This is a genomic window from Vibrio sp. 10N.286.46.A8 (assembly GCF_041470165.1).
GTDB lineage: Bacteria > Pseudomonadota > Gammaproteobacteria > Enterobacterales > Vibrionaceae > Vibrio > Vibrio tasmaniensis_A.
In genome coordinates, this window is sequence record NZ_JBFRLX010000027.1 from 1 (window position 1) to 25,773 (window position 25,773).

The 25,773-nt window shown below is 44.1% G+C and carries 24 protein-coding genes; 18 read left to right on the forward strand and 6 right to left on the reverse strand.

The window, feature by feature from the left end; all coding sequences use genetic code 11:
* From AB4232_RS03340 to AB4232_RS03400, 13 genes are all read left to right on the forward strand, one after another.
* On the forward strand, positions 1 to 924 hold a 924-nt coding region (locus AB4232_RS03340), incomplete at its 5' end, for a chemotaxis protein CheW (RefSeq protein WP_372070364.1).
* Between the two features lie 70 nt (positions 925 to 994).
* On the forward strand, positions 995 to 1,489 hold the full coding sequence (locus AB4232_RS03345; protein ID WP_009848530.1) for a chemotaxis protein CheW: 495 nt from the start codon (positions 995 to 997) through the stop codon (positions 1,487 to 1,489).
* Positions 1,489 to 2,001 (forward strand): DUF2802 domain-containing protein, encoded by a 513-nt coding sequence (locus AB4232_RS03350; protein ID WP_009848529.1) that lies wholly within the window; start codon positions 1,489 to 1,491, stop codon positions 1,999 to 2,001. The genes AB4232_RS03345 and AB4232_RS03350 overlap by 1 nt, the downstream gene beginning before the upstream one ends.
* A gap of 278 nt (positions 2,002 to 2,279) precedes the next feature.
* Positions 2,280 to 2,897 (forward strand): cytochrome c biogenesis heme-transporting ATPase CcmA, encoded by a 618-nt coding sequence (ccmA, locus tag AB4232_RS03355; RefSeq protein ID WP_012603450.1) that lies wholly within the window; start codon positions 2,280 to 2,282, stop codon positions 2,895 to 2,897.
* Between the two features lies 1 nt (position 2,898).
* On the forward strand, positions 2,899 to 3,567 hold the full coding sequence (gene ccmB / locus AB4232_RS03360) for a heme exporter protein CcmB (RefSeq protein ID WP_009848527.1): 669 nt from the start codon (positions 2,899 to 2,901) through the stop codon (positions 3,565 to 3,567).
* 174 nt (positions 3,568 to 3,741) lie between these two features.
* On the forward strand, positions 3,742 to 4,482 hold the full coding sequence (locus tag AB4232_RS03365; RefSeq protein ID WP_009848526.1) for a heme ABC transporter permease: 741 nt from the start codon (positions 3,742 to 3,744) through the stop codon (positions 4,480 to 4,482).
* Between the two features lie 14 nt (positions 4,483 to 4,496).
* Positions 4,497 to 4,703: a heme exporter protein CcmD gene (ccmD, locus tag AB4232_RS03370; protein ID WP_009848525.1), complete on the forward strand. Its 207-nt coding sequence runs from the start codon at positions 4,497 to 4,499 to the stop codon at positions 4,701 to 4,703.
* A complete protein-coding gene (ccmE, locus tag AB4232_RS03375; RefSeq protein WP_372086204.1) occupies positions 4,700 to 5,182 on the forward strand; it encodes a cytochrome c maturation protein CcmE in 483 nt (160 codons plus the stop codon). The genes ccmD and ccmE overlap by 4 nt, the downstream gene beginning before the upstream one ends.
* On the forward strand, positions 5,179 to 7,149 hold the full coding sequence (locus AB4232_RS03380; protein WP_009848523.1) for a heme lyase CcmF/NrfE family subunit: 1,971 nt from the start codon (positions 5,179 to 5,181) through the stop codon (positions 7,147 to 7,149). The genes ccmE and AB4232_RS03380 overlap by 4 nt, the downstream gene beginning before the upstream one ends.
* Before the next feature lie 5 nt (positions 7,150 to 7,154).
* Positions 7,155 to 7,706 carry a DsbE family thiol:disulfide interchange protein gene (locus AB4232_RS03385; protein WP_009848522.1) on the forward strand — a complete coding sequence of 184 codons (552 nt, stop codon included), beginning with the start codon at positions 7,155 to 7,157 and terminating at the stop codon, positions 7,704 to 7,706.
* Positions 7,703 to 8,191, forward strand: a complete 489-nt coding sequence (locus AB4232_RS03390) for a cytochrome c-type biogenesis protein (protein ID WP_009848521.1) — start codon at positions 7,703 to 7,705, stop codon at positions 8,189 to 8,191. The genes AB4232_RS03385 and AB4232_RS03390 overlap by 4 nt, the downstream gene beginning before the upstream one ends.
* Positions 8,191 to 9,411 carry a c-type cytochrome biogenesis protein CcmI gene (gene ccmI / locus AB4232_RS03395; RefSeq protein WP_012603452.1) on the forward strand — a complete coding sequence of 407 codons (1,221 nt, stop codon included), beginning with the start codon at positions 8,191 to 8,193 and terminating at the stop codon, positions 9,409 to 9,411. The genes AB4232_RS03390 and ccmI overlap by 1 nt, the downstream gene beginning before the upstream one ends.
* Positions 9,412 to 9,529: 118 nt before the next feature.
* Positions 9,530 to 10,315, forward strand: coding sequence for a VacJ family lipoprotein (locus AB4232_RS03400; protein WP_012603453.1), 786 nt, complete (start codon positions 9,530 to 9,532; stop codon positions 10,313 to 10,315).
* Positions 10,316 to 10,453: 138 nt separating this feature from the next.
* Here the strand turns inward: AB4232_RS03400 and AB4232_RS03405 are convergent, their stop codons facing one another.
* The 4 genes from AB4232_RS03405 to AB4232_RS03420 all read right to left on the reverse strand — a co-directional run bounded on the left by AB4232_RS03405 (position 10,454) and on the right by AB4232_RS03420 (position 14,851).
* Positions 10,454 to 11,734, reverse strand: coding sequence for an outer membrane protein transport protein (locus AB4232_RS03405; protein ID WP_135381269.1), 1,281 nt, complete (start codon positions 11,732 to 11,734; stop codon positions 10,454 to 10,456).
* 296 nt (positions 11,735 to 12,030) lie between these two features.
* Positions 12,031 to 13,284 carry an outer membrane protein transport protein gene (locus AB4232_RS03410; RefSeq protein ID WP_012603455.1) on the reverse strand — a complete coding sequence of 418 codons (1,254 nt, stop codon included), beginning with the start codon at positions 13,282 to 13,284 and terminating at the stop codon, positions 12,031 to 12,033.
* Positions 13,285 to 13,581: 297 nt separating this feature from the next.
* Entirely contained in the window at positions 13,582 to 14,310 is a 729-nt protein-coding gene (locus tag AB4232_RS03415) for a DUF3379 domain-containing protein (RefSeq protein ID WP_009848516.1), read from the reverse strand.
* A complete protein-coding gene (locus AB4232_RS03420; protein WP_372086228.1) occupies positions 14,303 to 14,851 on the reverse strand; it encodes a sigma-70 family RNA polymerase sigma factor in 549 nt (182 codons plus the stop codon). Before AB4232_RS03420 ends, AB4232_RS03415 begins: the two co-directional genes overlap by 8 nt.
* Positions 14,852 to 15,410: 559 nt before the next feature.
* Here AB4232_RS03420 and fadI point away from each other — a divergent pair.
* Both fadI and fadJ read left to right on the forward strand, forming a co-directional pair.
* Positions 15,411 to 16,718, forward strand: a complete 1,308-nt coding sequence (gene fadI / locus AB4232_RS03425) for an acetyl-CoA C-acyltransferase FadI (RefSeq protein ID WP_372086209.1) — start codon at positions 15,411 to 15,413, stop codon at positions 16,716 to 16,718.
* Positions 16,718 to 18,964 (forward strand): fatty acid oxidation complex subunit alpha FadJ, encoded by a 2,247-nt coding sequence (fadJ, locus tag AB4232_RS03430; RefSeq protein WP_372086212.1) that lies wholly within the window; start codon positions 16,718 to 16,720, stop codon positions 18,962 to 18,964. Before fadI ends, fadJ begins: the two co-directional genes overlap by 1 nt.
* A gap of 316 nt (positions 18,965 to 19,280) precedes the next feature.
* Here fadJ and AB4232_RS03435 read toward each other — a convergent pair whose 3' ends face one another.
* Entirely contained in the window at positions 19,281 to 22,058 is a 2,778-nt protein-coding gene (locus AB4232_RS03435) for an insulinase family protein (RefSeq protein ID WP_372043858.1), read from the reverse strand.
* A gap of 304 nt (positions 22,059 to 22,362) precedes the next feature.
* Between AB4232_RS03435 and sixA the strand changes: the two genes are divergently transcribed.
* On the forward strand, positions 22,363 to 22,827 hold the full coding sequence (gene sixA / locus AB4232_RS03440) for a phosphohistidine phosphatase SixA (protein WP_371707233.1): 465 nt from the start codon (positions 22,363 to 22,365) through the stop codon (positions 22,825 to 22,827).
* Between the two features lie 135 nt (positions 22,828 to 22,962).
* On the opposite strand, the gene smrB is transcribed toward sixA, so the two are convergent.
* Complete coding sequence (gene smrB / locus AB4232_RS03445; protein WP_009848510.1) at positions 22,963 to 23,493, reverse strand: endonuclease SmrB; 531 nt, start codon at positions 23,491 to 23,493, stop codon at positions 22,963 to 22,965.
* Positions 23,494 to 23,555: 62 nt separating this feature from the next.
* Between smrB and prmB the strand changes: the two genes are divergently transcribed.
* Both prmB and AB4232_RS03455 read left to right on the forward strand, forming a co-directional pair.
* Positions 23,556 to 24,488 (forward strand): 50S ribosomal protein L3 N(5)-glutamine methyltransferase, encoded by a 933-nt coding sequence (gene prmB / locus AB4232_RS03450; protein WP_009848509.1) that lies wholly within the window; start codon positions 23,556 to 23,558, stop codon positions 24,486 to 24,488.
* A gap of 261 nt (positions 24,489 to 24,749) precedes the next feature.
* On the forward strand, positions 24,750 to 25,391 hold the full coding sequence (locus AB4232_RS03455; RefSeq protein ID WP_009848508.1) for a LysE family translocator: 642 nt from the start codon (positions 24,750 to 24,752) through the stop codon (positions 25,389 to 25,391).
* Positions 25,392 to 25,773 lie beyond the last annotated feature (382 nt).

Genomic DNA, 25,773 nt, shown 5'->3' on the forward strand with positions numbered 1-25,773 from the left:
GAGCCAGAGCCAGAGCCACAATTAACGACTAGTCATTATTCAAGCTACGCCGAAATACGCGCTGCAGAATTTGAAGTGCCGAATCTTGAGGATGTTCAGAAACTTCTGAGTCGTTTAGAAGCGACTAATGTTGTCGATGAGCTGAATCTAGATGAGTTGATGGATCGGAACACACAGCAAATTGCTCAGCAGGCAGACATGCAAATGTTTGACGCTGCAGTAGAGTCTGTTCAAGTGTCTGTAGATCCTGAAATTCAAGATTGGGATCTTCCAGAACCTGATTTATCAATTGCTGTAGATCCACCTGTTGAATCGCAGCAAATTGAAGAGTTACAAGCTGAATCGCTGGAGACGGAGCAAGTAGAAGTTAAGGCTACTGAACCCGATCTTGAATCTCCTCAAATTGAGCCATTTACCGAACTTGAAACTCAAGCTGGTGGAGCCGGTCAGTTTACATCATGGGAAACGACGGCTAGAACTGAAGATTTTCAAGTGCTGTATTTTGATGTGAACGGTGTGACGTTTGCTGTGCCACTTGATGAGCTCGGGGGTATTCATCGCCTTGAAGAGTTAAGTCATATTATTGGCAAACCTGCTTGGTATTTGGGGTTGCAAACTAATCGAGATAGTAAGCTAGACGTGGTTGATACCGCCAAATGGGTGATGCCTGAAAAGCTATTATGTGATGATTATAAAGAAAATTATCAATATATAGTCATGCTTGGCGAAAGCTTGTGGGGGCTTGCGAGCACAGAGCTTAAAGGTACCGAGCTGCTTAATACAGATAAAGTACGCTGGCGAGAAACGGCAGGGAAACGGCCATGGCTCGCTGGTATGGTAAAAGAAAAAATGTGTGCTTTGATCCATGTTGAAGCATTAACCGCCATGCTAAATGCAGGGCTAGACGTAAAAGCATTGGGCTAGTACTACGATTGGTACAATATAAGCATCAAGTTAACAACAGTGGTCGGTAACGACGGCAAGAGGATTATCTATGTCTCATATGAGTGAAGTTGAAGTAAGAAAAGATCAAACAAATGATGAAGTACTTCAATGGGTGACATTTCAACTAGAAGAAGAAACTTACGGCATCAATGTAATGCAAGTACGTGAAGTATTGCGTTACAGCGAGATTGCTCCAGTACCGGGTGCTCCAGACTACGTTTTAGGTATTATCAACCTGCGTGGTAACGTTGTTACTGTTATTGACACTCGTTCTCGTTTTGGTTTGATGCAAGGTGAAATCACAGATAACACACGCATTATCGTTATTGAGTCTGAGCGTCAAGTTATTGGCATTTTAGTAGATAGCGTTGCTGAAGTTGTTTACCTGCGTTCTTCTGAAATCGACACGACACCAAGTGTTGGTACTGATGAAAGTGCTAAGTTCATCCAAGGTGTTAGTAACCGTGATGGCAAGCTTCTTATCTTAGTCGATCTGAACAAGCTGTTAAGTGAAGACGAATGGGATGAGATGGCTCACCTGTAATGTTTGAAGCGCTTCCTTTAAACCCTATTGCTCTGATAGTCGGAGTTGGGGTTTTTACGTTATTCATCGTGATTTTGATTAGCAAAGTAAAAAGTGCGATTCAAAAGCAGATCGATACGTCACGCCTGCAAGTTCGTAACTTGGATAAAGAGCTTCAAAAATCGAGTAAGCAATTACTTGAAGTTCGCTCTGTTGTGGTTGGCCTTGGTCAGAAAGTGACGGAACAGCAAGATCTGATAAAACACTTGAATGAACGTATTGTTGAGTTGGAACATGCGGACACCGATGGGCGTTTGTATACACGTGCAACTAAAATGGTTCAGCTTGGTGCTGGGATAAACGAACTGATCGAAGAGTGTGAATTACCTAAGGCAGAAGCTGAGCTGATGATGTCTCTGCAGAATAAGCTCGCAGGTAAGGAAAAAATCCCTTCGTTAAGAAGTAATCCTTCATCGTATGATGAACAACCTGCATCCTCTCGTGATCGCAGAGACCCGACTCGACGTCGTTAAATTTAGCGCTTACTGCGTAATGAGCAATTGATGTTCATCACGCACACCTCTTAAAAGAAGCTTCGGCTTCTTTTTTTGTGCCTGTTATACCTATATAGAACGATGTTTATAAGTATTTGTATCTAATGCAATATCTTGTTTGTTGATGAAAATGTGTAAATTGTGATGCGGTGGTAACAGTTTCTTACGGAGTTTGTTCTTTCGAAAACGCCTAGTCCTGTTTTGTCACCTTATTGGTGTGCTACTATAGCCCTCTCATTACTCGACTAAATTTACCTATGCTAGAAGTCTCAAATTTAACTGCTATTCGTGACGACAGGGTTCTGTTTGAATCGTTGTCTTTTCAATTGAAACCCGGTGAGCTGGTTCAAGTTGAAGGTCGTAACGGTACTGGGAAAACGACACTCCTTAGGATTATCACCGGCTTAGGTGATCGTGATGAAGGCACTATCTCTTGGGATGGTGAGTCCATTGAAACGAGTCGAGATGTGTATCACCAAAATTTGCTTTTTCTTGGTCACCAAACTGGCGTAAAACGCGAGCTTAGTGCCTATGAAAACCTGAGCTTCTATCAATCGATTCACAGCAGTGGAACGAGTAAGGAAGAACTTTACAATGCATTGGCTCAAGTCGGCCTTGCTGGACGAGAAGATGTGCCTGCAGGTCAACTTTCGGCGGGTCAACAGCGCCGTGTAGCATTGGCTCGTCTGTGGTTAAGTAAGCAAATGTTATGGATTCTAGACGAACCGCTGACTGCAATAGACAAGCAGGGTGTTAAGGTTTTGGAGTCTCTTTTTTCTCAGCATGCAGATAACGGTGGCATTGTGTTATTAACCACACACCAAGATATGTTTGCTGATAGCCCGAAACTAAGAAAAATAAAGTTGGGTGAGTAATATGATCTCTTCAATGACAACGATCATCCGACGTGAGCTATTGATCGCATTTCGTCGCCAAGCCGATATCTTTAACCCTCTGTGGTTTTTTATTATTGTCATCACCCTTTTCCCATTGAGTATCGGCCCTGAGCCAAACCTACTTGCACGTATTGCTGCAGGTATTGTTTGGGTAGCGGCTTTGCTTTCTGCATTGCTCTCTTTAGAGCGTTTGTTTCGTGATGATTTTCAAGATGGCGCGCTTGAGCAGATGATGTTGATGCCCATCCCGTTGCAGTTGGTAGTCTTGTCCAAGGTCATAGCGCACTGGTTATTGACAGGGTTACCATTAATATTGATCAGTCCGTTGTTGGCGGTACTGCTGTCCTTGGATTTCGATACTTGGTTATCGGTAGTCTTAACGTTATCGGTCGGTACGCCTGCATTAAGCTTTATTGGTGCGATTGGTGTGGCTTTAACGGTTGGGTTACAAAAAGGTGGTGTGCTGTTAAGTCTGCTTATTTTGCCGTTGTATATCCCAATTCTTATATTTGCTACATCAGCGATTGATGCCGCAGCGTTAGGCGTTGCGTATAACGGACAATTAGCGGTGTTAGGGGCAATGTTAATGGGCGCGATGACGCTCACCCCATTTGCCATCAGTGCAGCACTGAGAGTGAGTGTTAACTAGTTAATTACCTGGTTAAGATTAACTACGCACTCACCAGCACTTTGCATGTTCAAAGTGAACTATTTAAAGCCTTCAAACTCCTAGAGTCACTGAAAGAAGCTGTAAGCCAAATAAATTATAATAATTATAGCTGTGATAGCTGTAAGCAATATGAAGTAAGAGTGAGATTACAACATGTGGAAATGGCTCCATCCCTACGCCAAAGCAGAAACCTCTTATCAGCTTGCTGGTAAACTTCTGCCATGGTTTTCGATCCTAGCGCTATTGTGTCTATCCGCCGGTACTGTATGGGGGCTTGCATTTGCCCCTTCTGATTACCAGCAAGGCGATAGCTTCCGAATTATCTATATCCATGTTCCGTCTGCAATTTGGTCTATGGGTGTATACATGTCGATGGCAATTGCCGCCTTTATCGGTTTGGTATGGCAGGTAAGGCTGTCAGACATGGCTGCGTTGGCTATGGCGCCTATCGGTGCTGTATTTACCTTTATTGCGTTACTAACTGGCGCTGTTTGGGGTAAACCAATGTGGGGTGCTTGGTGGGTTTGGGATGCACGTTTAACCTCAGAGCTGATTCTTCTATTCCTATATTTAGGTGTTATTGCACTGCACCATGCGTTTGACGACCAAAAAACCGCAGCAAAAGCAGCCGGTATTTTGGCCATCGTTGGTGTCATCAACCTACCTATCATTCACTTTTCAGTAGAGTGGTGGAACACACTCCACCAAGGCGCAACAATTACTAAGTTTGATAAGCCTTCTATTTCAAGTGACATGCTATGGCCGCTTCTTCTTAACATCTTCGGTTTTGCCTTTTTCTTTGGTGCTGTGACTATGGTTCGTTTTAGAAACGAAATCATCAGTAAAGAGAGTCACCGTCCATGGGTTCGCAAGCTAGCGGCTAATAAAGCGTAGTAGGGTAGGTAATTATGTATTTTGAATCTCTGAGTGATTTCTTTGCCATGGGTGGCTACGCCTCATATGTATGGAGTGCATTTGGAATCACATTCCTCGCGATGATCATTTTACTGGTCGTAAGCGTTCGTCGTGGTAAGCAATTATTAAATGAAGTACAAGCTAAGATTGACCGTCAAGCTCGTATTGATGCAGCAAAAAATATGGAGAACACTCTATGAACCCAAGACGCAAAAAGAGGCTAGGCATTATCTTAGCGATCTTTTTTGGTATCAGTGCAACTGTTGGATTGATGGTTTATGCACTTAACCAGAACATGGATCTGTTCTATACACCAACCGAGCTCGTCAACGGCAAAGATGGTAAAAAACCTGAAGTGGGTCAACGCTTACGTATTGGTGGCATGGTTGTAGTCGGCTCTGTAAGCCGTGACAATGAATCATTGCGTGTTAGCTTCGATTTGGCTGATGTAGGCCCTAAAGTGACGATTCTATATGATGGCATCCTTCCTGATCTTTTCCGTGAAGGCCAAGGTATTGTTGCTCAAGGTGTCCTTAAGGATGCAACGACAATTGAAGCGTTTGAGGTGTTGGCAAAGCACGATGAAGAATATATGCCTTCTGAAGTTGCTGAAGCAATGAAGAAAACTCATGAGCCTTTGCAATACACGGCTGAACAAAAAGAAGGAAATGCTCAATGATAGCCGAGATCGGCCATTTTGCGATGATCCTGTCTTTGGGACTTGCACTGCTGCTAAGCGTGCTCCCACTGTATGGAGCCGCTCGAAATAACACATTATTGATGAACAGTGCACGACCGCTGTCGTGGGGTATGTTCGGATTCCTAGCGATTTCGTTCTTTATCTTGTGTTACGCGTTCTACACAAATGATTTTACGATTCAATACGTAGCAAGTAACTCGAATAGCCAACTACCTTGGTACTACCGAATTACCGCGGTTTGGGGGGCTCATGAAGGCTCACTACTGCTTTGGGTTCTAATCCAAGCGGGTTGGACGGTAGCAGTTGCAACGTTTAGTCGTGGTATGCCTCAAGAGTCTGTGGCTCGCGTACTGGCGATTATGGGTTTAATTACTGTCGGCTTCTTGCTGTTCATTATCGTAACGTCTAACCCGTTTTTACGTACATTGCCTTTCTTCCCTGTTGATGGCCGTGACTTGAACCCACTACTGCAAGATCCGGGTTTGATTATTCACCCGCCAATGCTTTACATGGGTTATGTAGGTTTCTCGGTAGCGTTCTCTTTTGCAATCGCTTCTCTAATGAGCGGTCGTTTAGATACGGCATGGGCTCGTTGGTCTCGTCCTTGGACAATCGCTGCTTGGTTATTCCTAACAGTAGGTATCGCACTTGGTTCATGGTGGGCTTACTACGAACTTGGCTGGGGTGGCTGGTGGTTCTGGGATCCAGTAGAAAACGCTTCATTCATGCCTTGGTTAGCTGGTACTGCTCTAATGCACTCACTAGCGGTAACCGAAAAGCGTGGCACATTTAAAGCTTGGACAGTCTTGCTGGCTATCTCTGCATTCTCACTAAGCTTACTAGGTACATTCTTAGTTCGTTCGGGCATCTTGGTATCGGTTCACGCATTCGCGTCGGATCCTGCCCGTGGTATGTTTATTCTAGGTTTCTTAGTGTTCGTTATCGGTGGTTCACTGTTGTTGTTTGCTGTTAAAGGCGCATCGGTTCGTGTACGTGGTAACTTCGATTTGGTTTCTCGTGAAAACGCGCTACTCGGCAACAACATCCTATTGATTGCTGCACTTGTGGTTGTGTTAGTTGGTACCTTGCTGCCATTAGTTCATAAACAGTTAGGCTTGGGCTCGGTATCTATCGGTGCACCATTCTTTGATATGTTGTTCTTCTGGTTAATGATCCCGTTCTCGTTCCTATTAGGTATCGGTCCACTGATCCGTTGGAAACGTGACAACCTATCTAAGCTCGTTAAACCTATGCTGATCTCAGGTGTATTCTCACTGGGCTTAAGTGCGCTAATGGTTACGATTTTGGCTGACCGTTTCAGCGGTACCGCTTTTGCCGGTTGGGTAATGGCATTCTGGATTATCTTCATGCATGGCTTTGAGCTTCATGAACGTGCGACACACCGTCATACATTCCTGAAAGGCTTGACTAAGCTACCTCGTAGCCACTGGGCGATGATGTGTGGTCACATTGGTTTGGCCGTGACAGTGATTGGTATTGCGATGGTGCAAAACTACAGCATCGAACGTGACGTACGCTTAGCACCAGGTGAAAGCTACCAACTTGAAGAGTACAGCTTCCTGTTTACAGGAGTTCGTGACAAAGATGGCCCTAACTACGATGGTTACATTGCTGACTTTGAAATTACCAAAGAAGGCAAATACATCAACACGCTTCACGCTGAAAAACGTTTCTACACAACCGCTAAGTCGATGATGACAGAAGCGGCGATTGATCGTGGCGTAACGCGCGACCTTTACATCGCAATGGGTGAGCGTTTAGACGACAATAAATCTTGGGCTGTGCGTATCTACTACAAACCATTTGTACGTTGGATCTGGGCTGGTTCTCTGATTATGTCGATTGGTGGTGTTATTGCTATCAGTGACCGTCGTTACCGCTTCCGTAAGCCAACGAAAAAGTCTACTAAAGAGCAGGAGGCTTAATTCGAATGAACAAGAAGATTTTATTCATTCCATTGATTGCGTTCATGGTTCTAGCTGGAATCTTTGCGACTCAATTGATGCGTAACCAGTCGGGTGATGACCCGACTAAACTTGAATCGGTATTGATTGGTAAGCCAGTACCTGAGTTCGGTTTAGAAGACTTAGAGCAACCGGGTAAGTTCCATGATCAAGCTATCTTTAAAGGTGAGCCACTGCTTCTAAATGTGTGGGCGACTTGGTGTCCTACTTGTTATGCAGAGCACTCTTACTTGAATAAGTTAGCGGGTCAAGGCGTTAAGATTATTGGCCTTAACTACAAAGATGATCGCAATAAAGCGGTAGGTTGGTTAAAAGAGCTGGGCAATCCATACTTGATCAGCCTGTTCGATGGTAACGGCATGCTAGGTCTTGACCTTGGTGTGTATGGCGCTCCAGAGACTTTCCTCATTGATGCTAACGGCGTAGTTCGTTATCGCCATGTTGGTGACGTGAACCCAACTAACTGGGCATCGACGCTTGAGCCGATGTACCAAGAGTTGTTGGAGGAAGCGAAATGATTAAGAAGACACTGATTGCTCTATTCGCTACATTTGCTATTTCGGCGACTGTTTCTGCTGCGCCTATCGAATTTCATGAATTTGATACCGTTGATCAAGAGCAGCAGTTCAAAGAGCTAAGCAACACGCTGCGTTGCCCTAAATGTCAGAACAACACCATTGGTGATTCGAACGCAGAGCTTGCGGTTGATTTACGCCAAAAAGTGTATGAAATGACAAAAGATGGCAAGTCGAAGCAAGACATCATTGATTACATGATTGCTCGCTACGGTAACTTTGTTACTTACAACCCACCACTCACATTAGCCACATCAATCCTTTGGGTTGGTCCGTTTGCGGTAGTCGTGTTTGGTTTCGGTTTGATCATTTTACGAAGCCGAAAGTCAAAGTCGAAAGCAGTAGAGTCAGATAAAGACTGGGATGCAGACAAAGAAGCTCGTTTAAAAGCGTTACTCGATGAAGAGAACGACGGAGATAAGAAGTAATGACTCTATTTTGGATTTCTACCATTATCCTTTCGCTAGCAGCTATTTTCTTAATTGTTCTGCCCTTCATAAATAAGAAGGCGAACAATGATGAAATGCTTCGCGACGAGTTGAACAAAGCATTCTATAAAGATCGTCTCGTTGAGCTCGAAGTAGAAGCAGAAGAAGGCCTTGTTGATAACCAACAAGAGCTGATCGCTGATTTGAAACAGTCTCTACTTGATGATGTACCTGCGCAGAAAGAGATGAAGAAGACCCAAATCTCAACATTGGGCGTCGTAGTACCATCTATTGTCCTAGTCGTGGTTGTTACATATGGTATGTACTTTCAGTTTGGTGCTCTGGATAAAGTCCAACACTGGCAAGAAGTGAGTTCAAACCTTCCTGAGTTGTCTAAAAAGCTAATGTCATCGGAAGGTGGTGCATTAACGGATGATGAACTAGAAGATTTGACTCTGGCACTTCGTACTCGTCTGCACTATCAACCAAAAGATTCGACAGGTTGGTTACTATTAGGTCGTATTGCATTGGCTAACCGCGACGCGGAAACTGCGAAAGATTCGATGCAAAGAGCTTACAAGCTTGAGCCAAAGAATGAAGATGTTCAGCTAGGTTATGCACAAGCATTGATGCTTTCACCTGATGATGCGGATCAAAACCAAGCTCGTTTAATTTTGAGCCGTTTGATTCAAAACGACTATGTTGATCTTCGTGTGTTCTCGTTGCTAGCGTTTGATGCGTTTGAGCGTCAAGACTACCCAGGTGCTGTTAAGTACTGGAGCATCATGCAACAGATGATTGGTCCACAAGACAGTCGCTATGAAATGTTGTCGCGCAGTATTGAAAGTGCACAGAAGAAAATGGGCAATGCTATGGGCGTTGACCAAGGTAAAACTGTTGCTGTAACGCTTGAATTATCTGGTGATGTGAATGCTGCCCCTAGTTCAGTGTTAGTTGTATCAGTGCACAGAGCTGACGGCTCACCAATGCCGATTGCTGCGGCTCGTTATCCGCTAGGAACTTTCCCTCGTACTGTCGTTCTTGATGATGGCAACAGCATGTTGGAAGGGCAGAAGCTGTCCAGCCTTGAAACTCTAATGGTTAGAGCTAGGCTTGATACAGATGGTAACGTTTCAACTCGAGACGGTGATTGGTACGGTGAAAGTGAAGTGGTTGAACTGGGTGCCCCAGTTACCATTGATATCAATAAGCAATATTAATCATTACTTTGCATAGGTGTTAGCTATTCCGATTTATTAAAAAACGGTATAGACTTACGCAACCAATTGAGGCCAGCGATTGCTGGCCTTTTTTATTATTCCTTATGGAAAAGGTGATATGTCTATCAGTGTTTTAAGACTTTCGAGTTTACTCTTCATCGCAAGCTTAACGGTAGGTTGTTCGAGCGTACCAGATGAAAGCAATGGCGGTGATAATTTCGAAACCTCTGAATATGTCGAAGAGTCCCATCCGAACGACCCTTTTGAAGGTTTCAACCGAGCGATGTGGGATATCAACTACGAGTATCTCGACCCTTATTTGGTTCGACCTGTTTCTCTTGCCTATGTTGACTATACCCCTGTACCAATTCGCTCTGGTATTTCCAATTTTTTAGCCAACTTAGATGAGCCATCAAGTATGCTCAATAATCTCATTATGGGTAATGGTGGGAAAGCGCTCGATCATTTCAATCGTTTTTGGATTAACTCTACCTTTGGTCTTCTTGGTCTGATTGATATTGCTAGCGAAGCGGGGATCACCAAATATGACGAAAAGTCGTTTTCTGATGCGATTGGTCATTATGGGGTAGGGAATGGACCGTATTTTATGCTGCCGGGATATGGCCCTGTGACGACCCGACAAGTAACAGAGCAAGTGGATAGCTTATATGTACCTTTGTCTCTGTTTACCTTTTGGGCAAAGTTAGGGAAGTGGGCCTTTGAAGGTATGGAAACACGTGCTCAGTTGGCCTCGCAAGAAGCCTTATTAGATGACTCTCCAGATCCATATGCTTTGACTCGTGATATTTACATCCAACGTCAAGATTTTAAAGCTGAGATCGAGCCAGAAGAGGTTGATCTTGAGGAAGAAGATTTCATTGATGAGTATCTCGAAGATTACTAGAGACAAAGCTTAGATAAGCAGATAAGAGAAAGGCTCGATGTTAATTCAACATCGAGCCTTTTTAATGCTTTCTACTTTTCTACTTTTCTACTTTTCTACCTTTCGGTAAGAAGGTAAGTAGATAATTAGGTAACTAGCCTAGAAGCGGTAGTTAGCTTGGATACCGACTAACCAGATGCTGCCTGAAACCTCGCCGTCGAAACGGCCACCAAAGGCATCCGCTCCAGGTTTTTGTTGTGTTCCTGGATCTGATTCATGCATTTTCGCGTCTTTCGCTAGAATGTAAGTGAAGCCAGCATCCAGAGTTAGCTGCTCAGACCATTGGTAGCCCGCACCGATACTTAACCAAGTACGGTCTGTTTCTGGAATCGTCGCAGTGCGGTGTTCTGTACTTACCGCTGATGTGTCATATGCGATACCAGAACGTAGTGCTAGCTTAGGCGTCATTTGGTAAGTGGTTCCGATAGCAAAACGGTAGTTGTCTTCCCAGTTCTCTTGCTTGATCTCTACGCTTTTTTCGCCAGGGAAATCAGCAACAAGCTCTTTAAAGCTGCTCCAGTTTGTCCAGTTAATACTCGCGTGAACCGCTACTGTGTCTGTCAGTTGATGGAAACTTGCAAGTTCTGCTGTTGCCGGAAGAGCGAGATCCATTGAACCACTCTTGTGCGCTACTGGGTTTGTTGGGTTGAAGCCAATACCCTTAGCGTAACCTTCTAAAGTCAGGTCAACTTCTGATTTGTAGGTAAAGCCAAGGCGGTTGTCTTCATTAATATCCCAAGCGGTACCAACTTGCCAACCCCATGCTGTATCATCACCTTCCATGTATTTCAGAGTTGTTCCCACAGGTAAAGTAGAAGCAGCAGTCGCACCAAAGCTACCTTCAGCCATGATGTAACGTACACCACCACCAATAGAAACACTCTCTAGCACTTGGTATGCAGCATTCAGGTTCAGCTCCATAGTAGTCACACTTGCTTCGTTACCATGGTTTGCACCGCCGAAGTCTTTACCTAGGTCCGTTGCCATACCGTAGTTTGTGCCTGCAGCAAAACCCAACGCAAATTTTTCGTTGTACTTATGAGAAGCATAAAAGTTTGGAATAAAAGCACTGTGCGCGAAGTCACTAGAGTTTGATGCTGTTGTACCACTGCGAGTTGTAGAAGTCCCTTCAATATCAATATTTGGGTCAACGTAGATACCACCAACAGAAACCTGTGTGCCTTCTAGGTAAGTCAGCATAGCAGGGTTACGCCATTGCGCGTCTGCACCGTCAGCCATTGCTGCTTCACCAGCGTAAGCACGGCCTAAGCCTGTTGCTGAGTATTCTGCTAGTTGAAAACCTGCCGCGTTAGTTACGGTAGAAGTCGAAAGTAATCCAACTGCCACTGCAGCAGATAGAAGAGTTTTATTCATTTTCATTATTATGTTCACTGAATCATAAGTATTTAGTGGCGTGATTCTACTTTTAGAGTTATTACTTTAAAAATGAAATTCGAATAAAACAGTGTTTTAGGGATTAAATGAGCAAATGTGTTTAATTATTAGAGAAATCATCTAAATGTTTCGGCTGTGTTGCGAAGTTTGAGCGTACACCTGTAGCTGTATATTTGCTCTGCAGGCTACAGTTGTAAGCTTAAATTTAGGTTGGTCAGTGGTTTAGGAAAACAAAAAAGGGTCGCACAATGCGACCCTTTGGGATTATAGCTAACTTTATATTAGAAGCTGCGGCTGTACTGAAGACCTAATAGGATTGCATCAGCATGTGTCGTCGCTGTTAGTGGCGTACCTGAAGAGGTTTCTGAAACCTTCACATCGTCACCTAACAAGTATGTAAAGCCGAAGTCTACGTTTGAAGCGGTATCAATGTGGTAAGTGAAACCAGCAGAGAACCACTGACGGTCTGAATCCGGAACAGAGATAGATGTCAGTTCGTCTTGCGCACTGGTGTCATACATGTAACCGGTACGTAGTGTCCACGTATCGTTTAGGTAGTAAGTACCACCAATTGCGTAGTGCCAACCATCTTGCCATTTGTATTCCTTATTGTAAGCGCCTTTGATCGCACCTTGAGATAGGTTTTGGAATTCGATCTGGTCGAAATCACCCCAGCCGATCCACTGTACAGAGTAGTGAACTGCGAACTTAGTATCTTCAATTTTGTGGAAACCAGAGAATTCAGCGATGTCTGGTAGTGGTAGCGTGATTTCTTGGCCCTTGTCATCTTTAGCGGTGATTTCAGGGCTGTAACGGTAAGATAGACCAAAACGGTTGTTTTCATCTAGCTCATAAACAGTACCAACGTTAAAGCCAACAGCCCAACCATCAGCTTTGTCGACGTTTAATAAAGGAGTGCCTGCTGGTGGAATTCCCTTAGATGCATCTCCAGGGCCAAAACCAGCGCCAGCGGTACGTTTCATCGTACCTTGACCATAAATAAGGTCTAAACCTGCACCGAAGCTCCATTGGTCGTCTAGTCGGTAAGATCCTGCAAGACCAAAGTTGACGCTCTTAACATCCGTTAAGCCACCGTATTCAGCTGCCGGGTAGTTGTTGTCAAACTCTGTTTTAGTACCGAAGTTTGAGTAGGCATTGATACCCCAAGCAAATTTATCATTTACTGGAACGATTAAGTGGATGTTAGGCGCGATTGATGTGTCACCTACATCATCAGTATTATTTACCGGAACTTTGCCACCAACGTAGTTAACGTCGTTGACTTCAATCATTGAAGTGATGCTTTCAAAACCAAGAGATAGCTCAGTTTTATCAAATAGTGCCATTGCTGCAGGGTTACGTGCCATTACTGACGCGTTATCTGCGATTACTGCATCACCAGCAAAAGCACGGCCGATGCCGGTTGCTGATTGTGCGTTAAGTTGGAAACCTGCTGCCATCGCTTGCGAAGATGCCAGTGTGATTGTTACTGCTAAAAGAGACTTTTTAAACAGACGCGTGTTGTTGGTAGTCATTCATTTATTCCTTTATATATCCGCCTCTACAGGGCGATTAATTTGAGCAATTGCTCAATGTTGGCTGATCCTATTCGGAAGTATACGATATACAAATCCGACCATTGGAAATTTTGAGGGTAAAATTATGGAAATGACGCCTATCTGGCACGAAAATGGAGAGAAATGCTGTTTTTTAGAGTTTTAACTCTAGAGGTATTGGTGTGGTGAATGGTTTTGCGATTTATTGATAAATAAAGCCCAGCAATATCAGTGATATACTTGCTGGGCCTTTTGTTACGGGGCTTTGAGAGCAAATTAGCTCATTGGTTTGATCATTTTTGTCAGCTTTTCGGCGATTTTAGAGACATCCTCGCCATCTTCCCCTACAAGGATCAAACTGCTGCCATCGATCGGTGTTACCGAGCCTGACATGCCTTTTTCATCAAAGTCGATAGACTTGTCAGTCGGAATGCCAGTTAAAAACAGCGTGACTTTGCCTTTTTCGCCTTGGAAAACCATGTGCATTGCGTTGGATTTGCCAAAACCACAGTGGTTCAGGTAATAGACGTGGTAAGGGAAGGCTTCATCAAACTGAAAAGCAAACGGGTTCATTTTTGCGTTGATTTGTTGAGATGATACATTTTCATCAAGTGCACTAACGAAGCTCTTTTCATCAACAACATGTTTCATTGCAGTATCCGCCAAGCTTGCTTGAGCTGGAGATACCAACGCGTTGCTCCAGTTGACTTGACCAACCAATAAACCTGCAACGAATGCCACAGAAGCAGCCATTGCCATCGCTCGTCGAGCAAACGTAGGCCTTACTACTTTGCTCTCTTCGCTTGAGGTCTGATTGAATAGGATACGATCTGCCAGATCGTCTGGCACATCCACATTCAATGCTGAATGGATTTGCTTATCAAGTGATAGTACATCGTCTAAGAAATTACTATTGGCTTCACTATTCGCTGCTGCATCAATAATGTCTTGTGTACGTTGCTTAGGTTCCGACAATACACGACGACGAAATTCCAAATCATCCATTATGTTGCCCCCTCTCTGCCTCTTCTGTATCCAGCATCTCTTTCAACTGATTTCGAGCTCTGAATAAACGTGTCATCACCGTATTTTTGTTAAGATCGAGAATATCGGCGATCTCATCACCACTAAAACCACCAATCACTTGTAAGAAGAGGGGTTCACGGTATTCGATTTCAAGTTTCATGATCTGCGCTTGCAACCATTGGTGTTGATGATGTGGGTCATCACTGATGCTAGCATCGTTACCATGATCGTCGATATCAACCAGATCAAATTGTTTGCGTTCAAAACGTCGAGCATTCTCGCGGCGCAAGATAGTAATCAGCCATGACTTTGCGGCTTTTTGATCTTGTAGGCTATCGAGTGACTTCCATGCACGAAGGCAAGTTTCTTGAACTAAATCTTCGGCAATACTTTTGTCTTTGCATAGCCAATAGGCATAGCGAAAGAGGTCACGATGATAGGCGCGCACGAGTGCTTCGTATTTTCTTTGTTTGTCCATATCAGAGTTGACCGGACGCTTGGCTGTTTTCTTTCCAAACATTTTTATTATTGACACACGAGCCTCCATAATTGCTCTGCGTATAGCTGTCTTCTATACGTTGTGCTTCGTTACATATGCTGTTTCGTTTTTAGGGCTAACGTCGGCAGGAAGTCGTAAAATCACATTAAAATTGATCTACTTCAAAATTTAAGCCCTCGAAAACGCTATAGTACACCTTGTCGTCTAGTTAGTCATTCGTGGCTAGCATGTTGAGCAAGACGACACTTCCTTTTGAAGGCTGACTTTACTTTCTCCTAATCAGGAAACTGATTATTTCAATTGGCGTTAAGTTAATTGCTTTATATACATTCCGACCACACAGTTTTGTGTGGTTTTTTTTTGCCTTAAGAAAAACATCCCTTACATAGCGATAACAGCTTTGCTTGCAATAGTTTAGTATCTTACGACAACCTTTCCCTCAAAAAGGTTCGCCTGAATGTTCAGTTAGATTTTCAAGCAGTGGGATACTCGTATCACGTTTATTTAAACGCCTGTTTGATTTAATTAACAACTTGTTTACAATGCTTCAGGTCAGACCTCTTAACCTTAAGGAGAAACCATGGGCAAACAGGAAGTCAAAACGCGTTCTGGAGAACGTGTTGCCGTTGTCGCTGGACTACGAACCCCATTCGCTCGTCAGAGCACAGAATTTAGCCAAGTGCCTGCGGTTGACCTAGGCAAAATGGTGGTGAGCGAAATGCTTGCAAGAACTGATGTCGATCCTGCGCTTATCGAACAAATCGTGTTCGGCCAAGTAGTGCAAATGCCAGAAGCACCGAACATTGCACGTGAAATCGTGTTGGGTACAGGTATGGACATTAATACTGATGCCTACAGTGTGACGCGAGCATGTGCGACTAGCTTCCAAGCTGCAGTCAACGTGACCGAGAGCATTATGGCTGGCACGATTGATGTTGGTATTGCGGGCGGCGCGGATTCTTCTTCTGTATTGCCAATCGGCGTTTCGAAAAAGTTAGCGGCGAATTTATTAGCACTGAGTAAAACGAAAACCATAGGTCAAAAACTGAAGATTCTTAAAACATTTTCAGTCAAAGATTTGATGCCAGTACCACCAGCAGTCGCAGAATACTCGACAGGTTTGTCTATGGGACAAACTGCTGAGCAGATGGCTAAGACACATGGTATTACTCGCGAAGCTCAAGATGCACTTGCTCACCGTTCTCACTCTTTGGCTTCTCAAGCATGGAAAGAAGGCAAGATTAAAGACGAAGTGATGACGGCATTCCCCGCGCCTTATAAAAAGTACCTAGCAGAAGACAACAACATTCGCCACGACTCGACGGTTGAAGGTTACGCTAAATTGCGCCCTGCATTCGACAGACAATACGGCAGTGTAACGGCAGCCAATGCCACGCCTCTCACCGATGGCGGTGCCGCAGTGATGTTGATGCGCGAAGGAAAAGCGAAAGAGCTAGGCTTAGAAGTGCTTGGTTACATTCGTGGTTACGCGTTCTCAGCGATTGGTGTTGAAACGGATATGCTGATGGGGCCGACGTACGCGACCTCTCAAGTATTGAAGAACACAGGACTAGAATTATCAGACCTAACACTTATCGAGATGCATGAAGCGTTTGCGGCTCAAGTTCTGGCTAACGTCAAAATGTTCGCAAGCGATGAATTTGCTCAGAAGAATCTTGGCCGTGACAAAGCGATCGGTGAGATTGATATGGAGAAGTTCAACGTGTTGGGTAGCTCAATTGCTTACGGACACCCGTTTGCAGCGACTGGCGCGCGTATGATGACTCAGACACTGCGTGAACTTAAACGTCGTGGTGGTGGCCTAGCATTGAATACTGCTTGTGCGGCTGGTGGCTTAGGTGCAGCAATGATCTTGGAGGTGGAATAATGTCTACGACTCTTGATGTGAAAAAAGAAAAGAAAGCAGTCAAAAAAACGGATTCAAAGCCAGTGACTGTATCTAAAAGTGATAAGACGGTTTCAAACGATGAAGCCGTAAAACCGGCGACCGCGTTTTCTTTAACTATCGATGACCAAGATATTGCATGGCTTGCGATCGATGTACCAAACGAAAAAATGAACACGCTACAAGCGGCGTTTGCCGAAGAAATGAAAGCAATCTTCGAGCAGTTGAAGGAAAAGCAAAGCCGAGTTAAAGGCTTAATCGTTCATTCATTGAAGCCAGATAATTTTATTGCTGGCGCTGATGTTCGAATGCTTGATGCCTGCAAAACGGCTGATGAAGCACAATCTCTCGCTCGTCAGGGGCAAGAGATGTTCCAAGCGCTTTCTGATTTACCTTATCCTGTTGTCGCAGCGATTCACGGCCCATGTTTAGGTGGTGGCTTAGAGCTGGCACTATCGTGTGATTACCGCGTATGTACAGACTCAGACAAGACTCGTCTTGGCTTGCCAGAAGTCCAACTTGGTCTGTTGCCAGGATCTGGTGGTACGCAACGTCTTCCTCGTCTTATCGGTTTACTGCCTTCTCTTGACCTTATTCTTACGGGTAAGCAACTGCGCGCTAAAAAAGCGAAATCGCTAGGTGTCGTGGATGCTTGTGTGCCAGAAACTATCTTGCTGGAAGTTGCTAAGAGCTTTGTTGAAAAGAACTCAGGCGGGAAAAAAGGTAAGCGCTTGGCGTCTAAAAGCCAAGCTTCGGCCAAAGAAAAACTAATTTCACGTACGGGTCTTGGTCGCAAGGTTATTTTTGAACAGGCTTCAAAGAAGACCAATCAGAAAACACGCGGCAATTACCCAGCCGCTGATGCGATTCTTGATGTGATTCGTTATGGCTTAGAGAACGGCTTTGATAAAGGTCTTCAGTACGAAGCGAAGCGTTTCTCTGAATTGGTGATGACCGCAGAATCCAAAGCCCTTCGTTCGATTTTCTTTGCAACGACTGAAATGAAAAAAGAGCACGGTGCGGACGCAGAACCAAAAGCGGTTAAGCGTGTTGGTGTATTGGGCGGTGGTCTTATGGGCGCTGGTATCAGCCACGTCAGTGTTGCTAAAGCGAAAGTCCCGGTTCGTATTAAAGATGTGTCTAATGAAGGTGTGCTCAATGCACTTAACTACAATTACAAGTTGTTCGATAAGCAACGTAAACGTCGTATTCTGAGCCGAGCTGGCCTTGAGAGTAAGATGTTACAACTGTCTGGTGGCATCGACTTTACGAGTTTTAACCACACGGATGTGGTGATTGAAGCGGTATTTGAAGATCTCGACCTTAAGCAATCAATGGTTGCAGACATTGAAGCCAATGCCAAGTCAGAGACTATCTTTGCGACCAACACGTCTTCACTGCCAATCCATAAGATTGCAGAGAAGGCGCAGCGACCAGAAAACGTAGTCGGTCTTCACTACTTCAGCCCAGCAGAAAAAATGCCACTGGTTGAAGTTATTCCTCATGAAACAACGTCAGAAGAGACGATTTCGACGGTTGTTGCATTAGCGAAGAAGCAAGGTAAAACACCGATTGTTGTTAAAGATACGGCTGGCTTCTACGTAAACCGTATTCTTGCTCCATACATGAATGAAGCGGCGCATCTGTTATTGGCAAATGAGCCGATTGAAAAGCTCGACAGCACGTTGCTGGACTTTGGTTTCCCGGTTGGCCCAATTACTTTGTTAGACGAAGTCGGTGTTGATATCGGTGCGAAGATCATCCCGATTCTAGTTAATGAATTAGGCGAACGTTTCCAAGGCCCTGATGTGTTCGACATTCTTTTGAATGACAACCGTAAAGGCCGTAAGAGTGGCAAAGGTTTCTACACTTACAAAGGTAAGAAGAAGGAAGTCGATAAGTCAGTTTACAAGCTGCTTAAGCTGCAACCTGAACCTAAGCTAAGCGACAACGATATCGCAATGCGCTGTGTACTGCCTATGCTCAACGAAGCGGTTCGTTGTTTGGATGATGGCATTATCCGTAGCCCGCGAGATGGCGATATTGGTGCTATTTTCGGTATCGGCTTCCCGCCATTCCTAGGTGGTCCGTTCCGTTATATGGATCAACTCGGTATTAAGCCACTGGTAGAGATGATGAACGATTTCGCTAAAAAGTACGGTGATCGTTTCGCGCCATGTGATGGCCTACTGACACGTGCAGGGTTGGATGAGTCTTTCTACAAGTAACTCTTTCTATTAGTAACTTTCTAGCACTTTGATTATAAAGCCCGTATCAAGCAATTGATGCGGGCTTCATTTTTATGGGAGTATGCAAAAGAAGGAGATTCCCGACTCAGTCGTTTCTCCTTTTTTGGAATGACGATTGAGATGTAACAAGTAAGCTATTGTGTTGATTAGGAAGGTGGTCAACACACCTCAATCAAAACTACCGTCATCTCCTAAAGCGACGAAGGAGCGTAATAGGAGATCTGCTCTTGTGCTGCATTCAATAAAAAAGGTTGATGCTTTCACATCAACCTTCTGATCTTTTTACTAAGAACGACTAACCAAGCTCACAGTCTTTAGGACGCAACTGAAACTCATCAATTGAGCCAATCTCCACACCTGCTGACAACTTCTCTTCTTCATTATGAGCGTTGCCGTGGGCATGCATAATCAGACGATTCGCTGTACGAGGTTTAAGTTGGCTAACCACAAAGCGCATCATGTCTGAGCGAGTCAGACCTTTGAGTTCTTCTAACACGCGATCCCTCTGATTGAATTCCAAATCCTTATTGCCTATCGCAACCCATAAGCGTTGAGCACGACCACGCAAGGTGGTATCTGGCGTTGAAATTTGATTCCAAAGACCGCGTTTACTGCTGTGCCATTGATAGTCGTTAAGCTCTAGCAATACCATGTAAAAGGCATTGAGGAACTCGTCTATGGAAGCCAACAGATCTGCTGGGGCAGCATTAGGCGATTGCACATACAACACAATACCTGGGTGTCGGTTCAATGGCATATTACCAGTGCCGACCATATAGCCTAGCTGCTGCTTAGTACGAATCTCGTGGAAGAAAGTGGCTGACATCAAGTGGTTGGCCAATGAATACAGTGCAATATTTGTAGGTGATATATCTGAACATTGGTAGTAAACCACAATGGCTGAGTCATCTTGATTACAGACCACTTCGCGTTGGAAACTACCGTTATCACCCAGCATGATTAAAGGGCGCAGTGACTCTTCGTAAGCCTGATCTTGAACACGCAGGGCATCTTTTAGCGTTTCAGCCATCTTGTTCGCATCGGCTTTTTTCCAGTCACCATACACAAACATTTCGACATGCAGTTCGGCCAAAATAGCTTGAACAAAAGAAGAAAGCTCGTCGACTTCTATTGTTTCCAGCGCTTCAATTAAAACGGAATAGGGCGGGTTGTTTGGCTGTAAGATTCCCGTCATCGCATTGAACAGCTGAGAAATAGGACGGTCTTGCGATGCGTTATTCCAGTTTCTGAGCAATTGATGCTTAATCGTTTCGAATCGTGTTGAACTAAAGTCGCGTGCTTGGAAACGTTCAAGAATCATATTGAGCAGCTGTGGCTGTTTCTCGCTAAATCCAGATAGAGTAAGTGTGACACCACCTTGATGGGTATACATGTTGTAGCCCATGCCAGCAATCTCAGCTTGATATGTATCTTTTTCAAGCGAGTCTAAGAACATCTCTACACACAAGCGTGTTTTAACGATGTTTCTCGGGGTGGCAACTGAGTGTGGGCTATCTATAGCGATATACACCACACCTTTTGGAACTCGAAATTGATGGTCTTGGAGGTGCCATAACTTAAAGCCGTCCAGCTCTTCTAACAGTTGTGGGTGCTTGGCGTCACCTTCGAGCTCTGCAGGGTCTAAGTCGTAGCAAATAAATGGGTTTTTGCTTGGGAGCTCAAACTGCCAGCCGGGGTTAATGCATGTAAAGCATTGAACTTGCTCAGCGCTAAATGGTGTGAGCGAATAGGGCGTAAAGTACCATTTCGCTTCTCTGTCATATTCGAACCCTTGAGCAACAATGGTGACCCGCATGTTGTCGACGGTTAAGTAAGGAAGCAGAGAACGTTGTAACTCTTCGTCGAAATGCGACATTTTGTAATCGCCATACACTACATCTTGCTCTTGGTAATGCTGCATGTTGATAACGAGATGGCTGACGACATCAAGTGGTCTTGAGGGCTCTTGAAAGCGGAAGGCTGATTCCAAAACAGCCCGTTTTTCGAGGTAACGCCACTCTTCAATACCTTGTTGTTCAATCAACTTAACGTACTGGAACACCGCTTGGATGATGTTATCGGTTTTGGTTAAGCCTTCGATGGTTAATGAGCAACTGACTGTGAAATCACGATAGTTACTGCCACTTGCGCCGCCACCTGCGGAGAGAGAAGTAATCCAGCCTTTCTCTTTGAGTTGCATCATCAAACTGCCTTCGCCTTCGTAACCTATAAGGTGTGCAAAAAACGATAATGGTTTAATACCGTAGTGTTCATCCATACTTGGCATTGGGAAGGTTAAGATAAGTTTACGTACTTCTTTGATCGGCTCAACACGGACTTGAACGCCAGTACTTAACTCGCCAATAATGGGTACGTTAACCTTCTTGCCTTGTAGGTTGTGATTGGTAATCGAGCTAAAGCGATCCTCAACCCAGCTTTGCATTTCATCCAGTGATTGATTACCAGACAGCGTCAGTGTCATTAAGTCAGCAGAGTACTGCTGCTGGTGGAAAGCCAAGATCTCTTGTCGAATCGTCTCGCCGTTTCGGTCACCCAACGTATCGATATTACCGACAGAAAACTTCGAGAATGGGTGATTGTTATTCACTAGCTCTTTGGTCACTTGGTACAAGCGTCGCGAGTCGTCGTTGAGTTTCATTTTATACTCTGAATCAACGGCTTGGCGTTCTTTGTCTAAGGCTTCTTCGTTGAACAGGGGGGCAGTAAAAAATTGGCTGAAGCGATCGAGTGCATTTTCAAAGGCATTCAATTCAACATCAAAAAAGAAGCAGGTGTGTTCGGTTCCTGTCCAAGCGTTGTTGCTACCGCCATGCTGGCTGATAAAACTTTGGAACTCTCCGACCTTTGGATACTTTTCAGTTCCCAAAAATAGCATATGCTCTAAGTAGTGAGCTAAACCCTCTCGGTCTGTAGGGTCATCAAAATGCCCGACATTAACGGCGAGTGCGGCTGCAGCTTTTTGAGCGTTCTGATCGTGAACTAACAGTACTCTCAACCCGTTATCTAATGTTACGTAACGGTATTGATGTTCATCATTAGGGCTTAAATGCACAGATGCATCTCCAGAGAAGGTGGTTTTTAAATTATGTACGCGATGATTTCAGGTGCAAACCTCGCGATCATATTTTGGGATATGAAGTGCTTTTTGGCGACTTCTAAATCACTTTTATCGATTTTTATCAGTGATTTATTTTCTTTTAATAAGATTGTTAAGAAAGTCGAACTCTTTAGCAAGTGACTTGATATAATTATTTATATAGACTGCGGTTTCTCTAGTTTGAGAGCCAAACGCTAAGTAGCGTATCGCTGATATGGGATATATCGACTTTCGAAATGTTACGTAGACAGGACTGAACATGAAAATATTCATAATGCGCCACGGTGAAGCAGAACATTTTGCTAACTCGGATGCAGAACGTGCGTTAACGAAGCGCGGTAAAATGGCGTCTCTTGCGGTAGCACAAGCTGCAAATGAGCAAGGGTTTAGCCAGTTCGATAAAGTGCTTGTGAGCCCATACTTGAGGGCACAAGAAACGTGGTTAGAAATCTCTCAAGCGTTTTCTGGAAAGAAAGTAGAAACCTGTGATGACATTACGCCTTACGGAATGTCTGACGATGTGTTTGATTTGACCATAGCAATGGCTGAAGTAGAAAAGCTAGAGACCATTTTATTTGTTTCTCATTTACCTCTAGTGGGCTATTTAACGGCTGAATTTGCGACGGGCATGGCGCCACCTATGTTCCCAACCTCAGGGCTCGCGTGTATTGAATTCGACCTTAAAAAACAAAAAGGCGAGTTGCTTTGGAACATTAATCCATAGCTGAGCCCGTTTCCTCAAGATAAATTTAAGGGCACCTCATGATTATTGAGATGCCCTTCGTTGTTTCTAACGGATTATTTCGACCAAACGACAAGGTGCTGGACGTACTTTTTAGAATAAAGAGCAAGTCGATGGCTATTTATCTGGGATAGCAAGTAAAACCAGTAGCGCCCCATGGCCACCGAACTCTAAAGGTGCTTGGTGAAAAGCCATCACATCTGGGTGCTGTGCTAACCACAAAGGCACTTTCTGTTTAAGGATGTGTTTACCAATGCCGTGCTGTACACAGGCACAAGCTACGCTCTCTTTCACGCAGTGCGCAATCATCGCGCCAAGTTCACGTTTGGCTTCTTGCTGCGTCATACCGTGCATATCAAGATATACATCCGGTACATAGACACCACGACGTAAGCGCTTCACCTCATATTTAGAGACATCATCGCGCGCATAACGTGTAGGCCCTTCTTCGCTAAGATGCGGAATGAACTCATCCGAGAAATAAAACTCGCTATCACTGGCTTGTCTTGCCGTTCGAGTAATTTCTTTTTGCTTGGCATTTCTTTTTGGCTGCTGGACTATGGTATCCTGTTGCAACTTTTTAACGCCCTTTACTGCATCGTTGAACAGGGCGAAATCGTCATCGAAGTCGGTGTCTTTTTTGCTCATCAGGTTATGAATTCTAATTAGAAACGTAATTAGCAGTATTGTAGCGCTTTTCGGAGACAATTTTGGATAAGATTTTTGTAGAAGAAGCGGTATCAGAACTACACACGCTTCAAGATGTGATTCGTTGGACTGTTAGTCGCTTTAACGCAGCGGGCCTATTTTATGGTCACGGCACTGATAACGCGTGGGATGAGGCGGTACAACTAATTTTACCTACTCTTTATCTACCGATTGATGTTCCTTCGCATGTGATGAACTCTCGTCTAACAAGTAGCGAACGTCTGCGTATTGTTGAGCGCGTAATCAAGCGTATCAATGAGCGTACACCAACGGCTTACTTAACCAATAAAGCTTGGTTCTGTGGCCTTGAGTTCTTCGTTGATGAGCGCGTTCTTGTGCCTCGCTCTCCAATTGGTGAGCTGATCGAAGCTCAATTCCAACCTTGGTTAATTGAAGAGCCAACTCGCATCATGGATATGTGTACAGGTAGTGGTTGTATTGCTATTGCTTGTGCTCATGCATTCCCTGACGCAGAAGTAGATGCGATTGATATCTCTACAGATGCATTGCAAGTTGCAGAGCAGAACGTTCAAGATCACGGCATGGAGCAGCAAGTGTTTCCAATTCGTTCAGATCTTTTCCGTGACTTGCCAAAAGAGAAATACAACCTGATTGTATCGAATCCACCTTACGTGGACGAAGAAGATATGAACAGCCTGCCAGATGAGTTTACTCACGAGCCAGAACTTGGCCTAGCAGCGGGTACTGACGGTCTGAAATTGGTTCGTCGCATCTTAGCTAACGCACCTGACTACCTAACTGACGACGGTATTCTTATCTGTGAAGTGGGCAACTCAATGGTTCACATGATGGATCAGTACCCAGAGATTCCATTCACTTGGATTGAATTCTCGAACGGTGGTCATGGCGTATTCATGATCACTCGTGAGCAGCTTGTTGCTTGCGCGGATGAGTTCTCTATCTACAAAGACTAGGTTACTGTTAGTCGTTAGCTTAGGAATTTAGCTTAGAGATTAGGCTGGAAACTTAAGGTTAGAACCTGATAAGACGTTCTATTTGAAACGTTTGAATTTAAACGCCATGCAGCAATGCATGGCGTTTTTTATTGCCGAAATTTAAGGGATAAGTAAACAGCACAGAGTGAATGTGCTCAATATTTAGTTGCTTAATATGAATAGCTATTACATATTGGTGCTCAATATTTAGTCGTTTTAGTGAGTTAAGGAGAATTCGCGATGACCTTTGATACATGGATTTATTATTTGCTAGCGGTGTTGATCTTAACGGCATCACCAGGGCCAAGCTCTTTGTTGTGCATGACTAAGGGTGTGCAATCTGGCTTTAAGTTATCGATATTTACCGCCTTGGGTAGCGTGACTGCCATTACCGGAATCCTTACGTTATCTTTTACCGGTTTAGGGGTGATCATTGCTTCGTCAGAAGTGGTGTTTAATATCATTAAGTGGACGGGGGCTGCTTACCTTATTTATCTCGGTTGGAAGTCGTTACGATCGAGTCAGCAAGATTACGACAAGTTATCGAATCAACAAGCCGGCTCTCAACCTGTTAAAGAAAGCGCTGCACAGCATTATGTCAGTGGCTTTATTGTTGGTGCGAGTAACCCAAAAGCTATCCTGTTTTTTACCGCACTTTTTCCTCAGTTTATTGACCCATCGATAGCGCTATTTCCTCAATTTTTGGTGTTCGCTTTGACCTTCGTTGTGATGGAATTGTCTTGGTTACTGGTTTATGCCTACCTAGGTGCGAAATCATCAAATTGGTTGTTTGCTAAAGGTAGAGCCAAGGTTTTTAATCGTGTGACTGGTGGTGTCTTTATCGGTGCTGGGGCGCTGCTTTCTACTACAAGCAGAGCGTAATTTTCAATTTATCAAAGGCCTGAATAGTTACAGAAAATTATTCAGGCTGTAATAAAAGGTTAATATTAATGTGCTTGCTGATATCGGCATAAAGTCGATATATTGGTGTTACACCATCACATTCTCAGGAGAGATATATGCAGCATCAAGAAATGATTCAACACAGTAATTTTGGCGTAATCAGTCGTACTTGGATTTTCTCTACCCTTTCTCTTCTGGGTATTCTTGCTCTAATGTAGTCAGCTTCATGGCTCTATATTTTCAGTTTTATTATGAATATACTTTTCAAAAAGTCTTCAAAGTTAGAACTCTTACACTCGTAAATGTGGCTCTTCTCATCAGGCTAGCCACTTAACCTTTTCTTAGCTGTACCTTCCTCTCA